This window comes from Ewingella sp. AOP9-I1-14, assembly GCF_052375995.1.
Taxonomy (GTDB): Bacteria; Pseudomonadota; Gammaproteobacteria; order Enterobacterales; family Enterobacteriaceae; genus Ewingella; species Ewingella allii.
Map to the genome: position 1 here is coordinate 274803 of NZ_JBQSVA010000002.1, position 16809 is coordinate 291611.

Consider the following 16809-nt stretch of genomic DNA (forward strand, 5'->3'; position numbering starts at 1 on the left):
AAATGAAAACTCTGACATTTACGCTTTCCGCGCTGGCTTTGGCTCTGACTGGCTGTTCTGTCGGGCCGGACTACCAGCAGCCTAAGCCTAAAACCCCTGCGGCTTACAACGATATGAGCCGCCCGCAGGCCAAAGAGGGAGCCTCTATCGCCTTGCCCTCGGAGCCAAATCCGGTATGGTGGAAAGCCTTCAAAGATCCTCAGCTTGATAGCCTGATTGACCGCGCCATTGCCGGGAATATTTCCCTCCAGCAGGCGGTGCTGCGCATCGCCGGCGCCCGCGAGCAGGTGACGCAGGCGCGCGGCGCGTGGATGCCGTCGGTGCAGGCCAACACCAAATTTACTCGCCAGCAGCTTGGGTTGAAGGGTGAGCTCGAGTCTTCTGGACTTGCCGATCAGGCGCAGAATCTCAGCCCTGAGGCGTCCAGCGCCATCGACGCCGCTACCGGCCCAGTGAACCTATACCAAGGCAGCTTTGATGCCAGTTGGGAGCTGGACTTGTTCGGCGGCACCCGTCGGCAGGTGGAAGCCGCCAATGCGCAGAAACAGTCTTCTATCGAGCAGCGCAATGACGCATTAGTCTCTCTGCAAGCCGAAGTGGCTCGCGCCTATCTACAGCTGCGCGGCGCGCAGAGCATCACGGCGGCGATTCAAACCCAGATAGACGTCGCCCAGCAAACCTTAGAACTGACCCAGAGCCAGCAGAAGAACGGTCTTGCGCCACAGCTGGATGTGGAAAACGCCCGCGCCCAACTTGGCTCGCTGCGCGCCCAGCTGCCGCAATATCAGGCACAGGAGCGTCAGGCGATGAACGGGCTGGCGGTGCTGCTTGGACAGGCGCCGGGCACCCTCGACGGCGAGCTGACCAATGTGAAACCTATGCCCGCCCTGCCCGCCGCCGTGCCGGTGGGCGTGCCGTCACAGCTGGCGCGTCGCCGCCCGGACGTGCGTAAAGCCGAGGCCGACCTGCACGCCGCGACGGCCAACATCGGCGTGTCCGTCGCCCAGATGTTCCCAAGCATCTCCCTGACCGGCCAGTTCGGCATGCGTAACAGCGACGCCAGCTATCTGGACAACTGGAGTAGCAACTTCTACTCCTTCGGCCCGTCCGTCACCCTGCCTATTTTCCAGGGCGGCCGTCTGGTTTCCAGTGTGCACCTGTCGCGCGCGCAGCAGGCTAACGCCGCGCTGAACTATCGCCAGACGGTGCTCACCGCGCTGCAAGATGTCGACAACGCGCTGGTCAACTATCGCACCGATCAGGACCGGGTCACCGGGTTGGATCAAACCACCGAGGCGCTGCAAACCTCATTCGAACTGGCGACGGACAGCTACAGCAAAGGGCTATCCTCCTTCATCAACGTGCTCGACGCGCAACGCCAACTGGCGCAGGCTAAGCAGCAGTCTGCCGCCGCGCGCGTGCAGACCAGTACCGACTTGGTCTCTTTATATAAAGCCCTTGGCGGCGGCTGGGAGCCGTATCAGAATGTGAAACTCCCGACCTACACCGTTTTCGGCCCGGCCGAAACCACCGATGTACGCGTCCAGACCACGTCTGAGGAAGCAGCGAAATGAATGCCATCACCAAAGAAGAGAAGAAGCCGAGTTGTGATTCCGTCGTTAACAGCGTGGCTTATCGTGAAGGTAAGCGGCTGCAAGATGTGACCACCGAAGATATCAGCGAGGTGCTGAAAGAGCCGGACACCTTCGTCTGGCTGGGCTTGTGGCAGCCCGAAGACAGCCTGATGCGCACCATTCAGGAGGAGTTCGGCCTGCACGATTTGGCCATTGAAGATGCCCTCACCGCCCATCAGCGCCCGAAAATCGAGCAGTACGGCGAGTCGCTGTTTATCGTCATTCACACCGCCCAGTTGGTCGATGGCAAGATTGAATATGGCGAAACGCACCTGTTTCTGGGCAAAAACTTTTTGATCACCGTGCGCCACGGCGCGTCGTCGAGCTATAAGCAGATCCGCGCCCACGCCGAAGAGTGCCCGGACATGCTGGCCAAAGGCCCAGGCTACGCGCTGTACTGCGTGCTCGACATGGTGGTGGATAACTATTTGGCGATTGTCAGCGAGTACACCAAGCAGTTCGACCATATTGAGCAGAAGATGTTTAAGTCGGACTTTGACCAGAACGCAGTGCAGGACGTGTATAAACTGCGCCGCGAGCTGCTCTCGCTGCGCAACGCCGCCGTCCCTGCCGAAGATATTTGTAATCAGCTCAGCCACCATTTCGAAGATCTGATCCCTAAGGGCCTGCGCGCCTATATCCGTGACGTGCAGGACCACGCCCATCAGGTGATCACCGTCACCGACGACATGCGCGAGATGCTGGCCAACGCCATGCACGTCAACCTCGCACTGGTGTCCGTGCATCAAAACGAAGTGGTCCAACGCCTCGCTGGCTGGGGTGCGATCCTCGCCATTCCCACCGTGGTATTTAGCCTGTACGGCATGAACTTCAAAAACATGCCCGAACTGGAAGACTGGTGGGGGTATCCGCTGACGCTGGGAATAACCGTGGTGGGATGTGGGTTGCTTTACTGGCGATTGAAGAAAGCGGGCTGGCTTTAGGGCAGCTTTAAAACATTGGGTTGCCACCCAAACTGGCCTTAAGGTCCAAACCGTGCGCTGCCGCCACACCGGCCTCAAGGGGCGCCTATCGCCGCACCCCTTGAGAATCCCCGGCTCTTTACTGCGCGCTTCGCTCGTTGGGCGGACGTGTTTCAGGTACACCTGTTCCTCACCGCAAAATGTCGCCGCTTAGGCGGTGCCTTCGCCACGGGATTCGAGCCATAGGTCTCGAACCTCTCGCTCAGCGCCATTTTTGACTGCGGTTTTGAGGCATTTCAACCGAGCCGTTTCATGGTTTTTGACCTGCTCCCTCCCCTATTTAGGGGAGGGTTGGGGTAGGGTATTTCTCACATAAGCCACTGATTTTTCTGCAATACCCCCTCCCAGCCTCCCCCTTACCAGGGGGAGGAGCAAAGCAAACCCAAAACCCAATGGAACGGTTCGGTGTAAATGCCTGTAGGCCGCGTTCAGAAGTGACGCCGAGGGAGTGGTTCGAGACCAAAGGCTCGAGCCGAGCGAAGCGAGACAGCGTTGCAAAGCAACGACCCGAAGGGCGAGGCCAGAGGCCGAGTAATCCCGAACAGAGGGAACCGCCTAAGCGGCGGCACTTCGCGGCGAACACCGTGGCCGCTGGAACACGTCCATTCCAACCCTGCGAAGCCTCGATCTCACAGCAATAAAAAACGCAGGGTTCCAAGGGAGGCGCGTTTACGCCTCCCTTGGTCGGTGTGGGCCGACGCCCACGGTTTTGAATTTGAATTTGAATTTGAATTTGAAGTTAGCAGGTTTGGGCGGCAGGCCCAAGGTCTAGGCCTGCCGCCGAGGCAAAAACATCACCGTTTTTCGACCGGTTGCTCCAACACCATGGTCTGCGTCTGACTCAGACTAATATCCGCATTGCGCAGTGCCTTGAGGATCTCATACAGCAGGTCACTCTTGGTGCCACTGACCATGCGCGGGCTGGCGACATAGCCGGTGACGCTCAGCACAATGCCATTTGGGCCTAACTCTTTGAAACTGACAGAAGGCGCAGGCGTCTCGAGAATCGACTCGTGCAACTCATAGCACTCTAACAGCAGCGAACGCACCTGCTCTGGGTCGATGTCCAGCGGGAAGGTCAGTGCGATAGTTGCTACACCCTGCGCATTGCCCATGGTGGCGTTACGCACGTTTTGCGAGATGAACTGTGAGTTCGGCACAATCACCGTCGAACGGTCGCTCAGTTGGATCTCAGTCGCGCGCACGTTGATGCGACGAATATCCCCCTCAACGCCGCTGATAGTCACCAAGTCCCCTACTTTCACCGGGCGCTCGGTCAGCAAAATCAAACCGGAGATAAAGTTCTTCACGATCTCCTGCAAGCCAAAACCGATACCTACCGACAGCGCGCTGACAATCCATGCCAGACGGTTCCACTCGATACCCAGCGTGGAAAGCGTCAGCAGGATGATCAGCACATAACCGACGTTGGTGAACAGCGTCACCAGCGAGGCGCGCATGCCGCGATCCATGGCGGTTTTGGGCAGGAAGTCGTTATCCAGCCAGCGTTTGGCCGAACGCAGAACATACAGACCAATCGCCAGACACAGGAAGGCGTTAACGGCGTGAGCTGGAATGATATTCATCCCTTCCAGCCCTTTTCCACCCCAGATATCCACCACTTTGCTGAGCAGCTCAATCGGCGTGGTAGTTCCGAAGGTGCCATTGAGCAGCGCCACGGCCGCGAACAGAATCAGCAGGGTCTTACCGACGGCGGCGAACAGCGTGGCGGCCAGCGACAGATGGCGCTCATTGAGGCTCAAGCTGCTTTTAAGCAACTTGCCGCTGGTGGTGGTGGGTGAGAAGAAGCTCTCGCTGAAATCCACCACCAGATGAATCATCAAGTACAGGCAGGTCAGAACCAAGCCCACCCACACCAGTTCATAGGTCAGGAAGCGGGCCAGCGGGATATAACCAATCAGCAGCGCCACGGTGATGGCAATAGCGGTAATGCTGATAGCCAAGTGAATCAAACCGGCCAGCGTCGAACGGGCTTCGGGCTGCTCCCCGCGTGCCAGCAGGCGGCGGCGCACACGGTTTACGCGCATCGGCGCAATCAGACAGCTTACCGCCACCAGTAATGCAGAAAGGCCATTGCCGAATAGCGTGGCAGAGACGCTGGCCCCCACCAGATTATTCAGCTCTTCCACCACGCCAAAAATCAGGATGAAGGCACTCAGCATCAACGGGAAGGAGGCCAAGGTTTTGGCGATAGGATCCGCCAGCCCCGGCAGACGCCACGAAGGATGCTTGTTCGACAGCAGCGCCGAACCTAAACCGGCCACCAGCGCAGAGAAGACCGTTAGGCCAATCAGTGAGTTAGCAAACTCAAGCAGCGCTTCTGAGGTATCCGGCAGGCGCACGAAGAACTGGCAGAAAAAACTCACGCTCAACCATTGGGTGAATACAATCACTAGCGTCGCAATGGTCGCCAGCAGGCTGCGGCGCAGACGACCGCCGGGCAGCCAGCGCTGGAGGATCCAGTTCAACGGTTTGTCCAACAGACGCCGCCCCAACAGGCCAACGGCTAATGCCAGCAGCAGGTAAAGCGCCGACCCCACGCGGAATTCAGGCTGCCATGCCTGATCCCAAGCGCTACTAATTTGTGAACCGAAATCAGCGAAACGCGCGCGGTCGTTATCCTGCGGCTCAAACAGCGCCATCCAGAAATTCTTGCCCAGAATACTGCCTGAGTTAAGGGCAATCTGGGTTTTTAGGGTGTCGCGTCGCAGCCCGCCAATTTGGGTAGAGAGGTTCTGCGCGCCGGTGCGAATCGCCGTGGCTTGTTCATTTTGCGCATCAAGCTGAGTTTTGCTGGTATTAAGCTTATTGCGCTGGCGCACCACTTCGGCCGTTTCAGGCAATGCCCCCGCCGCAGGAGCCGGGCCGAGGACGTCAAGCTGGGCCTGCACCTGAGCACGCATAGGCCCCAGTGCCGCAATCAGCTTGTCGGTGTCATCCAGAATCTTCAGCGTATCGTCGTTTAAGCCGTTGAGCTTCTTTTCAGTTTTCGCCGACGAAACTTGTTGTTTAGTGGTATCAAGGCGTTTTTGCAGCGCGGTCAGCGTGGCGGGTACGTTGATTTTTACCGGCTCAGGAGTCGCGTTGGCATCGCCCGCAGGGGCGTTGGTCTGGGCCGAGTCATTGTTAGTGGCAGCCCATGTTGCCATTGGCGCCATAAACAGTGTGGCTAAGAGTGCCCACACCACGGGCGCTTTAAAGAATTTATGCATAAAGGAATCTATCCGACACTCGGGGGAATTATTATTTTTCAGAATGATGATAATAGCGATTATTGGTGCGGAAAATATCAGGTTTTTTCTGGATCGCAACGGGAAGGAAGAAAAATCACCCAGAATGCCAAAAAGAGCTGCCTCCAGCGGTTTGCTACGCCAGAGGCAGAGAGCGTTCAGATCACCCCTGCTTGCCCAGCATCAGGCGCAGCAGGCCGACAGCGTCAGCCTGCGGCAGGGCCAAAATATTGGAGTACAGGCTGATGGAAATGTCACACACCTTGGCACGGTCGACGGTCGCCGCGCCTAAATCATTAAACATCTGCAACTGGTCGCCGTAATCCTGATGCAACTTCTCCCTCACCGGCACCATCAGCGCCTGAGCTCTCTCGGCACTGAGGGTGGTAGGCTGGGTTTTCTGCCCGCGGCCGCTGGCTTGCAGCAGGTCGTTCATGGTGTCGAGGTCTTTTTTGAACAACTCTGGCGACAGCACCTGCGCCGTGTTCACCCCGCCGCTGATGTGCGGATACAAGAACTTAAAGCAGGTGCCGTCATGGCGCGCCTGTAGCTCCTGCATCTCTTGCAGGCTGACACGCATCGCCGCCAGCACGTTGGCATCGGGGGCGGTGTTCATACGCTGAGAAATTAAGGCCGACACCATAGGCTTGACGGTATCAATCGCCTCTTGCTGGGTTTTCCCCTCTTCCCTCAGGCGCAGAATGTTACTGCGGATCTGCTGGTACAGCTCTGGCTCTTGTTCATTGATGGTCTTGAAAATAGGCAGTTCGGCCAGCGCATGGTCAATCTCCGCCGTCTGGCTGGAAGTTTGCATGCGCGGTTTAATCAGCCCGGCGTAGAGTGCGTTGCCGCCAATGACCAACACCAAAAGTAGGATAATGGCGGGCGTTTTACCCAGCTTGCCCTTCTTGTACAGCGCGGCAAGTATTGCGGCAATCACCACCCCGCTCACTCCCCACACCATCACCTCATTCCAGTTCATCAACGATTTCCTTTTTTTGGTCTATTTGCGCTACGGCGTCGCGGCTGGCGTCTGCTCTGGCTTCGCCATGTAATTCGCTCAATTTGCCCGCGCGCATTTCTAACAGGCGATCGGCATGCTCAAAATAGTGGTCGTCATGGCTAATAGCCAGCACGGTTTTACCCATGTCGCGCAGGAACGGCAGCAGCTCACGATAGAAAGTCCGGCGGAACTGCGGGTCTTGGTCCGCCGCCCATTCGTCGAGCAGCAAGAAGTCGCGCCCCTCACAGGCCGCCAGCAGCAGCGCAACGCGTTTGCGCTGTCCCTGAGACAGCTGCAAATTTGTGACTCTGTCGCCGTCAAATTGTAGCTTCTCTTTCATATTCAGGCGCTGCAACCACACTTCCACCAGCTCGGGATCGGGTGTCTGGCCCTCGGCGGCCATCAGGCGACCAAACAGGTGGAAATCGGTAAATACGGCGGAAAACAGCTGACGGTATTGCTCCGGCTCACTGACTGGCACACCGTCAAGCAGGATTTGCCCCGAGCGCGGCTGATACAGCCCGGTCAGCAGCATCGCCATGGTCGACTTCCCGCTGCCGTTGCCGCCAATCAGGAACACCAGCTCTCCGCGCTTGATGGTCAAGTTCAGCGGGCCGACGCCAAAACCGGCATTCTGCTCTTTCTCGCCATAGCTGAAGGTCAGGTCGCGCAGCTCCAGCGTCTGCCAGCTCTGCGTTTTAGGGGCTACGGCAAATTCGGGCTGATACGGGGTAAGGCGCAGGCCGTTGAGCTTGCGGAAGGCCACCTGCGCGCTGAGTAGAGTCGGCAACGCACCAACCGCCTGTAGCAGCGGAGTGCGCAGGAACAGCAGAGTCAGGGAGTAAGTGGCGGCGACATTGGTATCGGACCAGCCCAGCGTATTGGCCATAAAGAACACTAGCCCAATCGCACCGAGCATCATAATGTTCGACCAGTTGACCGCGCTGAGGTGGAAGGTGTCGGCGCGCACAATGTGGTGGCGGTAGCTGGTTGCGTCCTGCACATACTCCTCGTCATACAGCTTGCGGGCGCGTTCGCGATTCAGCGCCAGCTCTTTACGGCCGTCGATCACCATCTGGTAATCTTTTTGCAGGCGATCTTCCGCTTCGCGCACGTGGTTCAAATGGCGGTAAACTCGCGACACCAGTGAGAAACCAACCAGAATGGTCACCACCAGCCACGCCACGGTGATCAGCAGCATTTTCGGCGACAGAAACGCCAGATAGGCGGCGCAGCCGAGAGTCAGAATAATGCCCTGTACCAGCTCCGGCAGGCGTACAAAGGCCAGCGTAATGGCGCGAATATCGCTACTCAGGCTGGCTAACAGCTGGGCGTTACCAATCTGCTCAATACGCTCGATGTCAGTATCCAGAATGCGTTTGATAAATTGCCCGCGCAGGCGGTAGATGAAGTGGTGGCCGAGGGTGGTGAGTGCCAGCTGGGAGCCGAGCGTCACCACCATCAATAACAGTAAGAAACCGAGGAATTCCGGCAGCACGGCAAGAGAGGCTTCGGTGGTTTCAATCAATTTCAGATTGATAAAGGCAATCAGGCCAATCCCTAGCGCCGCACTGGCCAGGCTCAGGGCCATCACTGCCAGAAAAGGCCAGCGATACTGCTTAAACACTACGCGTAACAACTCCATAAAATCTCGATTCCCAGAAAGTCGACAAATACAGCAAAGATATGAATAGCTGGGCAGTTTAATCAGCGGTGAATCGATATCAAGAATAATTCTCATTATTCCAGCAAGCCTCGAAGAAAAAGAAAAAAGCTGACAGTCCTGCGCGCAGTTCCTAAACTTCTGTAATGGATAAAGAACATGAACTTCGCCGAAGTAAACGTAATGCGCTGGGGTTGCTGCTGACGGCCGCCGCCCTGTTTGTTGTCACCCTCTTTTTGCCGCCTAATTTTTGGATTCTGGGGCTGAAGGCCATTTCCGAGGCGGCGATGGTCGGCGCGCTGGCCGACTGGTTTGCCGTGGTGGCGCTGTTTCGCCGCGTGCCGGTGCCTTTTATTGCCGGACACACGGCGATCATCCCCAAGAATAAGGACAAAATCGCCGACAATCTGGCAATTTTCGTGCAAGAGAAGTTTTTGGCGCCGGACTCGATTGTCGAGCTGATCCGCAAGCACGATCCGGCGCGGATGATTTCTGACTGGCTAAATGCCCCGGACAACGCCCCGCGCTTCGCCCATTATCTGGTGAAAATGATGCGCGGTTTTCTCGAGTTCACCGACGACCAGCGTATAGCCCAATTGATAAAACGCGCGCTGTTTCGGGTGATCGACAAAATCGACCTGTCGCAGTCGGTAGCCACCATTTTGGAGAGCCTGACCAAAGACGGACGGCATCAGGCTTTGCTGGATCAGGCGATGGACCAGCTGGAAGCCCTGCTCGCCAAGGAGAGCACGCGCAGCTTTATCTCCACCCAAATCGTCAACTGGATGAAGCGCGAACACCCGCTGACCGCTAAGCTACTGCCTACCGGCTGGCTGGGGCGCAACGGCGCGGATATGGTGTCGAACGCCGTTAACTCGGTACTGGATGATATGGGCAATGACCAGAGCCACGCGTTCCGCAAAGGCTTTGACCGTTCGGTGCAGAAATTCATCTGGACGCTGCAAACCGACCCCGCCGCCGCGCAAAAAGCTGAAGAGATTAAGCAGTATTTGAAGAATGACGAAAAACTGAATGATTACGTCATGCAGCTGTGGAGCGACATGCGCGGCTGGCTAAGAGAGGATTTAGACAGCCCAAACTCGCGGGTGCGGCTGAAAATTACCGAGTCGGGACAGTGGTTGGGGCAGGCTTTGGAGCAGGATGAAAAGCTGCGCGACTCGCTGAATCTGCAGATGGAAACCGTGGCGGCGCGCATGGCGCCTGACTTCGCAGAGTTTCTTACTCGCCATATCAGTGACACGGTGAAAAGTTGGGATGCGCGGGATATGTCGCGGCAGATTGAGCTGAATATCGGCAAGGATTTACAGTTTATTCGCATCAACGGCACGCTGGTTGGCGCCTTTATCGGGCTGATACTTTACCTGCTGTCGCAGTTGCCGGTGGTGATGCCGTGGGTGCTGGCGAGGTTATAAAAACTCCCCCTGAACAGGGGGAGTGAGCCGATTTATTTCACGGTTTTGCTGAAGGCGTCCACTGCCAGAATGGCGTTTGCCACATCTTCCGCCGACAGATTACGATTCAGGTTGCCGAGGGTATCGCCCTCGCCTCCTGCGAGCTTGCCGACTTTCACCAGATTCTCGTAAGACTCTTTCTCAAGATGCATCTCTTTGAGCGTGGTCGGCATGTTGATGGAGCGGTAGAAGCGAATGTAGCGGGCAATCTCTTCATCCGGGCGCTGCTCTAGCACCATCTGCGTCAGGGTGCCATAGGCCACTTTCTCGCCGTGGGTCAGGTGGTGGATGTCGCCGGAAACAGCGGTAAACCCGTTGTGAATGGCGTGAGCCCCGGCCAGCCCGGCGTTTTCAAAGCCAAGCCCGGACAGCAAGGTGTTGGCCTCCACCACGGCTTCCACTGCCGGAGTGACCAGCTTCTGCTCGACGGCGGTATAAGCGCTGTAGCCGTAGGTCAGCAGCGTCTTCTCACAGGCTTCGGCAATCGCCATACCGGCAATCGTTGGGTCGCCGCCGACCATGGAGTGCGAGTGGGAGCGCAGCACCGCCTGCGCCTCGACGAAGGTCGCCAAGCCGTCGGCAATTCCTGATGCAAACAGCCGAACCGGGGCCTGCGCGCAGACGTGGGTATCCACCAGCACCAGGTCAGGGTTCTTATTGTAGAAACGGTAGGTATCGAACACCCCTTCGTCGGTGTAAATCACCGACAGCGCGCTGCACGGCGCATCGGTAGAAGCCACCGTCGGCACAATCACCACGTTTTGCTTTAACTCATCGGCAATGGCTTTGACCGTGTCCAGCGTTTTACCGCCGCCCAGCCCGACCACCACCTGAGTGCCCGCTTTACGGGCAATGGCGGTCAGCCGGCTGATTTCATTCGCCGAAGCTTCGCCATTAAATTTTTCGAAGTGAAATTCGACTTCGGCCTGCTTCAACGAGCTTTTAACGCGCTCGCCTATCAGTCCCCAAACCAGATCATCAGCTATCAGGAAGGATTTTCCGCCCAGCGCCGGAAGATAGCCGCCGAGTTCGTCCAGTACGCCACTGCCTTGTACGTATTTTCGAGGTGAAGAGAAGATAAATTTACTCATGATAAAAACCTCTTTCCATTGAAAAACCTACCCTGAGCCTAGCCTGTTCTGCGCCAAAGTCACATTATTAAATCTAATAATGATCGCATGGGAAGCTAAGAATTTAAGGCAGAAAACGAGGTCTTTTTTGCACACGGGAAATAGGGTCGCTTCAACTGTTTTTATAAAGTTTCAACTATCGAATCCATCAATTAAAGCGGCTTTCACTTATCAATGGATGCCGTAGAATGCATCGCATTGGCAGCACGATGTAAGCAGTTGCACAAGGTCAGCTCGCTGTTAGCCATCCTGTTTAACTTTTCATTTTAAATTTAATAAATTCCGAATTAGCTGGCGCGCCAATCAATAAACAGCGCCAAATATGCAGGGATTGGGGGATAACATGTATAACTTCCAGCGCTACCAGGCTAAAGAATTGGCTCTCGCTTATATGAGCGGCAAATCACACGATTTCTCGCCACAAGAATTTTTGCAGCAAGTGAAAAAGATGGAGAAATCCTTCGATAGCCTGCTGAGAACCGGCCAAGAACCTTCCCAAAGAGAAGTTCTGGTAAAAGCGTTCTAAGAATCATTGCGTGGGTCTCCTGTGTCGGGTAACCAGCAAGATAAGCTTCTGATTCACCTGCGAATATAGAAGTAAAAAAATAGAAGTAAAAAAAGCCCCGCTCGCAAGAGACGGGGCTTTCTCATTTCTGCATCGCCAGCAGATTAGCTCATCTGGCGGTCATCAATGTACTTACGCTTATCCGGGGCCGGTGGGAAATACTGGTAAAGCCAGGTTTCTGACAGCGCGGTATTACCCGAGCGCAGGAACATGCGCAGCTCGACCGGCGCGACAGAATCGCTGTCCGGGTACCAGTCGAACAGGATGCGATAACCATCGAACGGCTGCACGTACAGGATTTCAATGTTTTTAATCTTACCGGCAGAAACATTAATCACCGGCTCGATGCCTTTATCGGCGTAGGATTTCAGTTCGCCGCCGATGAAATCGACCGCGAAGCGGCGCGCCCAGACGTTAGGATAATGTTCGCCCGGCGCCCAACCCTCAGGGAAACCGCCCATGCCGGTGCGGGTGGCCAGCACGTTGGATAACGGGCTACGCTCCGGCGGCTCGCTGCTCCAGTAAAGCTTGTAGCTGAAAGTGAAATTATCCCCAGCCTTGACCGGCTTCTCCGGCTGCCAGAAGCAGACGATGTTATCCAGCGTCTCGCCGGTGGTTGGGATCTCCAGCAGGTTAATCGCCCCTTTCCCCCAGTTGCCGACCGGCTCCACCCACAGGCTCGGGCGCTTGTTGTACCAGCCAATCACGTCCTGATAATTGTTGAAGTCGTGGTCGAGCTGTAACAGGCCAAAGCCTTTCGGGTTTTCATCGGCAAAGGCGTTGAACTGCAACTTTTGCGGGTTATTCAGCGGGCGGCAAACCCATTCGCCGTTGCCGCGCCACATGGCCAGGCGATCCGAGTCATGAATTTGCGGGTGAATGGTGTCGCAGCGTCCGCGCTCGCTGGTACCGCAGCTGTACATGCTGGTCATTGGCGAGATGCCGAGCTGCTTGATGTCCTGACGCGCATTGAGGTGCTTTTCGATTTCCATCACTACGCGCGTTGGCTCGCAGTGAATGATGAAACGGTAAGCGCCGGTGACGCTTGGGCCATCCAACAGGGCGTAAACTGTGAAGGTGGTGTCGCCAGATTTTGGCGTTTCAAACCAGAACGCGGTGAAGTCCGGGAACTCTTCCGGCTGGCCGACGAAGGTGTCGACGGCCACGCCACGGGCAGATAAGCCATACTGATAAGTGTCATCCACGGCGCGGAAATAGCTCGCACCCAGGAAAGAAACCACGTCACGGCGGGTCAGTTCAGGGGCTTTGTTGACTTTGAAACCGGCGAACCCGAGGTTGGTAATGCCCTCCAGCTGCTTGGTGTCGACCCCGGCATTGTGATACTGGAACAATTCAGGGCGGAAGTGGATCTCACGCGCCTGTTTTTTGTCGGCATCAACGGAATACATCTGCACGCGGCGCTTAAAGCCCATGCCGACGTGGAACAGCTCGACGTCCAGCTGGCGGTTTGGCAGGTCATGCCACAGGGAGTGGGCGTGATCATATTCAATGGCGTTGTACGCCTGCGGTGTTAGCTCTGCCAGCGTTTTAGGCAGAGGCTGCGGCGCGCCACCGTAGGGCTTCGACGCCAGGGAGCTGGCCATCTTTTGCAACACGGAGAAGTCAAAAGACGTTGCACCACCGTCTGCAACATTCCCCTGCGCTGCCTCAGCAGATCGCGTGAACACTGATGCCATTGCTGGCACCCCGCAGTAGGCGGCAAACGCCATTGACGCTTTAATAAATGCTCTTCGTTCCATGCCAGAGGGTTTCCTGTGCCGGGCAAGTCAAGTTATCCGCAACGCCGTAGCGCCGAAAGGCATGTTGCCGAAAGTGGCACACAAGGGCATCTGCGGGATGTAAAAATACGACCCTAAGGCTAACGTAAAATTCCCATGGCGAGTACCACAAAATTGAATGCTTTCAGCTAAAAATAGCTTGCACAGAACGCGGGCTTACGGCATGCCAAAGCTCCGGCATACGGGGGATGAGCGATAATTTAACCATTTTGATATCGCTAAAGAAACGGCCGATTAAGAGCGCTCATAAAAGCAGCAAAAAACCGTTTTTTAAGAGGATTCCGTGACCACCCAAGTTAACAAAACGTTATGAATTAATGAATTATTGTTTAAAGCTCAAGCCGAAACGCCGCTTTGCGATATTGCAGCGGGGTGCGGCCAATCAACTTACGAAAACAGGTAATAAAATAGGGCGTATCGGCAAACCCGCACTGACTCGCCACCTCTTCTATCCGCATATCGGTGGAGCGCAGCAGCTCACAGGCGCGTTTGATGCGCCGCGTCGCCAAATAGTCCACCACCGAGCCGCCCGTTTCTTGGCTAAAAACTCGCGAAATATAGCTTTGCGACAGTCCAATCGCCGTCGATAACTCGGCCAGCGAAAACTTCATCACGTAATTCTCTTCTATCCACTGCATCACTTTGGAGGCCGTGGTGCGGCTGACGGTTTTGCGCTTCACCTGCTGCTCGGGCATGAACTCCATCAGCTGCAATATCATCATGGCGATATCCTCCCACTGCGGCGTGGCGGCCAGCTGTAGCCGCTGGAAGCTTTCGAGAATGGTTTCGATATGTTGAGCGTTATCTGCTAAATCAAAGATATGCGCATCGCTCTCCGCGCCCCACAGGTGTGAGAAGTGCGCCCGGCGCTGGGGGAAACAGTGCAAAAAGCCGTCCAGCAGCAGGTGATCAAGATGCACCGTGGTGCGGACATAGTGGTTTTTCTCACTCTGCTCGACAAACACCTTGTGCAACTTAAAGGGCGGAAAGACAAACAGGCGGCCGGGGCGCAGCGTGTACTGTTGATTATCAACAATCACTATCCCGTACCCCTGACTGATAAACAGCATCTCTAAACATTGGTGCCAATGAAAATAATTGGCGCTGCCCCTGCTCATGCGATTAAACGAGATCTGCCGATCGTTTAATGCAATGCGTTCGAGAAAGTCGGTCACCGCCATAAAGCTCCCCCACCCGATGACAAGAAATTAAAACTTTTAAGTCACTTTTTATAATTTAGGCTCTTTTCTGCTCCAATCAGCAATAGCAATTTAAAAAAATGCACTGTTATGTGACCCGTATAACAATCGAGCAAAACAGATTCTCTATATTCCAATGGCAAGTTACACACTCGTTGCAGTTGATGAAACAGCGTAAAAATAGAATTGAAATAATGTTTCACATACTTAATGCCATTATTTTCTCAGCCCTTTCGGGAGAAGGAATATCGAATGAATCAGGTGAAAATCAAGAGTGATTACCCGCTACGCACTCGCCAACAGGTGAAAGATCTGCTGGGCGATATGCTGTCTGCCGTCGCGCCCTATACCGAAGAAGGCAAAAGCGGCATTGACCTCGGCCACTCCACCACCCATTACGGTAAAAAGATAGCGAAGATGGAAGCCCTGTCGCGCATGCTGTGGGGCATTTTCCCCCTACTCGCTAATGGCGATGAGTGTGAAAACCTGTCGTTTTACCTCACGGCGATCCGCAACGGCACCAACCCCGAGCATGCCGAGTATTGGGGCGATATTCACGACTTTGACCAGCGCTGTGTGGAAATGGCGGCTTTTGGCGTCGGCCTGGCGCTGCTAGATAAAAGGTTGCTGGCCTATTTCAGTGACGCCGAGCAGCACAACCTGATTGACTGGCTTAACCAAGGCAAAGACGCCACCATCCCTAATAACAACTGGAATTACTTCCCCATCATGGTGCAGATGGGCTGCAAGCAGGCCGGTTTGCCGTGGGACCGCGAGGCGGTCGAGGCCCGTTTCTCGCTGATGGAGGCCTATTACCTCGGCGACGGCTGGTATTCCGACGGGCCGGATCGCCCGCGCGACTACTATGTGTCGATGGCATTTCACTACTACGGCCTGCTGTACGCCAACTATATGGCGGATGTCGATGCCCAACGTTGTGCCCAATTGCGCCAGCGCGCGCAGCAGTTCGCCGGGGATTTCATCAGCCTGTTTTCCGCCGAAGGGGCCGCCGTGCCCTTTGGCCGCAGCATGACCTATCGCTTCGCCGAAGCCGCCTTCTGGAGCGCCGCCGCCTTTAGCGGGCTGGAGGTTTACTCCCCCGGCGTCATTAAAGGCATTGTCCTGCGCCACCTGCGCAGCTGGTTGAAACAGCCGATTTTTGACCGCGACGGCGTGCTAAGCATTGGCTATCACACGCCGAATCTGGTGATGGCCGAGGATTACAACGCGCCCGGCTCTCCTTACTGGGCCTGCAAGCTGTTTCTGGTGCTGGCATTGCCCGAGAACCATGCTTTCTGGCAGGCGCAAGAGCTGCCTTTGCCTCAGCTCAACAGCCCGCACGGCATTCCTCACGCCAATCAAATATTGCTGCGCGACGCGGCGCAACGGCACGTGGTGATGCTGACGTCAGGCCAGCTGGAGTTGAATAACTTCGTCAATACCGAGGCGAAATACACCAAGTTTGCCTACTCCAGCCAGTTTGGTTTCACCCTCGACCGCGGCCGCTTTGGCCTTAATCACGCGGGCTGCGACTCCATGCTGGTGCTGTCAGAAGGTGATGGCTACTACCGTGGACGCCGTGGCTGCGAAGAGGCAGTGACGCGCCCAGAGGTGATTTATTCGCGCTGGAAACCCTGGCACGACGTGGAAGTGAAAAGCTGGCTGTTCCCCTGCGGCGAGGGCCATCTGCGTTTGCACCATCTGACCAGCGCCCGCGCACTCGACGCAGTCGAAGGCGGCTTCGCGGTGATCCATGACCGCCAGACGCAGGTACAGTTAGGTGTAAATACCTCATCAAGCCGGATCGTCGCCTGTAATGGCTACAGCCACATCGCCGACGTCGGCGAGGCTACCCCGCGCGAGGCGGCGAGCGTGGTAACGCCGCCCAATAGCAGCATTATGTTCGCCGAAACCGCGGCTATACCGCTGCTCAAAACCTCCCTTTCCCCCGGCTCGCACTGGCTGATGTCCGCCGTGTTCGCCTCTGCCGATGTATCAGCTATGCCAAAAATCTTACCCCGCGTTATTCGCGGTGAAAGCGAGATAGAGATCCACTATCAGGGCCGTCACTGGACCGTCATCCTTTAATTATTCGGTTGTCAGGAGTCAG

Annotated in this window: 11 protein-coding genes and 1 other RNA gene; 6 read left to right on the plus strand and 6 right to left on the minus strand. The window is 56.0% G+C overall.

Annotated elements, in window-relative coordinates:
- Positions 1 to 2 precede the first annotated feature (2 nt).
- From ACT3RT_RS06505 to ACT3RT_RS06515, 3 genes are all read left to right on the plus strand, one after another.
- On the plus strand, positions 3 to 1574 hold the full coding sequence (locus ACT3RT_RS06505) for an efflux transporter outer membrane subunit (RefSeq protein ID WP_353501704.1): 1572 nt from the start codon (positions 3 to 5) through the stop codon (positions 1572 to 1574).
- Complete coding sequence (locus ACT3RT_RS06510; protein ID WP_353501703.1) at positions 1571 to 2578, plus strand: magnesium and cobalt transport protein CorA; 1008 nt, start codon at positions 1571 to 1573, stop codon at positions 2576 to 2578. The genes ACT3RT_RS06505 and ACT3RT_RS06510 overlap by 4 nt, the downstream gene beginning before the upstream one ends.
- 489 nt (positions 2579 to 3067) lie before the next feature.
- Positions 3068 to 3155: non-coding RNA, RtT sRNA (locus tag ACT3RT_RS06515), on the plus strand.
- A 256-nt stretch (positions 3156 to 3411) separates the two neighbouring features.
- Here ACT3RT_RS06515 and ACT3RT_RS06520 read toward each other — a convergent pair.
- The 3 genes from ACT3RT_RS06520 to ACT3RT_RS06530 form a co-directional block, all read right to left on the minus strand.
- Positions 3412 to 5850 (minus strand): DUF3772 domain-containing protein, encoded by a 2439-nt coding sequence (locus ACT3RT_RS06520; RefSeq protein WP_353501702.1) that lies wholly within the window; start codon positions 5848 to 5850, stop codon positions 3412 to 3414.
- 181 nt (positions 5851 to 6031) lie between these two features.
- Positions 6032 to 6850, minus strand: coding sequence for a hypothetical protein (locus tag ACT3RT_RS06525; RefSeq protein ID WP_496202696.1), 819 nt, complete (start codon positions 6848 to 6850; stop codon positions 6032 to 6034).
- Positions 6837 to 8516 carry a multidrug ABC transporter permease/ATP-binding protein gene (locus ACT3RT_RS06530; RefSeq protein WP_396132583.1) on the minus strand — a complete coding sequence of 560 codons (1680 nt, stop codon included), beginning with the start codon at positions 8514 to 8516 and terminating at the stop codon, positions 6837 to 6839. Before ACT3RT_RS06530 ends, ACT3RT_RS06525 begins: the two co-directional genes overlap by 14 nt.
- Positions 8517 to 8680: 164 nt before the next feature.
- Between ACT3RT_RS06530 and ACT3RT_RS06535 the strand changes: the two genes are divergently transcribed.
- Positions 8681 to 9967, plus strand: a complete 1287-nt coding sequence (locus tag ACT3RT_RS06535) for a DUF445 domain-containing protein (protein WP_485903231.1) — start codon at positions 8681 to 8683, stop codon at positions 9965 to 9967.
- Between the two features lie 32 nt (positions 9968 to 9999).
- Here ACT3RT_RS06535 and ACT3RT_RS06540 read toward each other — a convergent pair whose 3' ends face one another.
- On the minus strand, positions 10000 to 11097 hold the full coding sequence (locus ACT3RT_RS06540; RefSeq protein WP_034789501.1) for a glycerol dehydrogenase: 1098 nt from the start codon (positions 11095 to 11097) through the stop codon (positions 10000 to 10002).
- A gap of 382 nt (positions 11098 to 11479) precedes the next feature.
- On the opposite strand from ACT3RT_RS06540, the gene ACT3RT_RS06545 reads away from it, so the two are divergent.
- Positions 11480 to 11662 carry a hypothetical protein gene (locus ACT3RT_RS06545; protein ID WP_034789500.1) on the plus strand — a complete coding sequence of 61 codons (183 nt, stop codon included), beginning with the start codon at positions 11480 to 11482 and terminating at the stop codon, positions 11660 to 11662.
- Positions 11663 to 11805: 143 nt separating this feature from the next.
- Here the strand turns inward: ACT3RT_RS06545 and ACT3RT_RS06550 are convergent, their stop codons facing one another.
- Together ACT3RT_RS06550 and ACT3RT_RS06555 are read right to left on the minus strand one after the other, a co-directional pair.
- Positions 11806 to 13461: a glucan biosynthesis protein D gene (locus ACT3RT_RS06550; RefSeq protein WP_353501697.1), complete on the minus strand. Its 1656-nt coding sequence runs from the start codon at positions 13459 to 13461 to the stop codon at positions 11806 to 11808.
- Positions 13462 to 13829: 368 nt separating this feature from the next.
- Complete coding sequence (locus ACT3RT_RS06555) at positions 13830 to 14681, minus strand: AraC family transcriptional regulator (protein WP_353501696.1); 852 nt, start codon at positions 14679 to 14681, stop codon at positions 13830 to 13832.
- A gap of 270 nt (positions 14682 to 14951) precedes the next feature.
- On the opposite strand from ACT3RT_RS06555, the gene ACT3RT_RS06560 reads away from it, so the two are divergent.
- Complete coding sequence (locus tag ACT3RT_RS06560; protein ID WP_496202697.1) at positions 14952 to 16787, plus strand: DUF2264 domain-containing protein; 1836 nt, start codon at positions 14952 to 14954, stop codon at positions 16785 to 16787.
- Positions 16788 to 16809 lie beyond the last annotated feature (22 nt).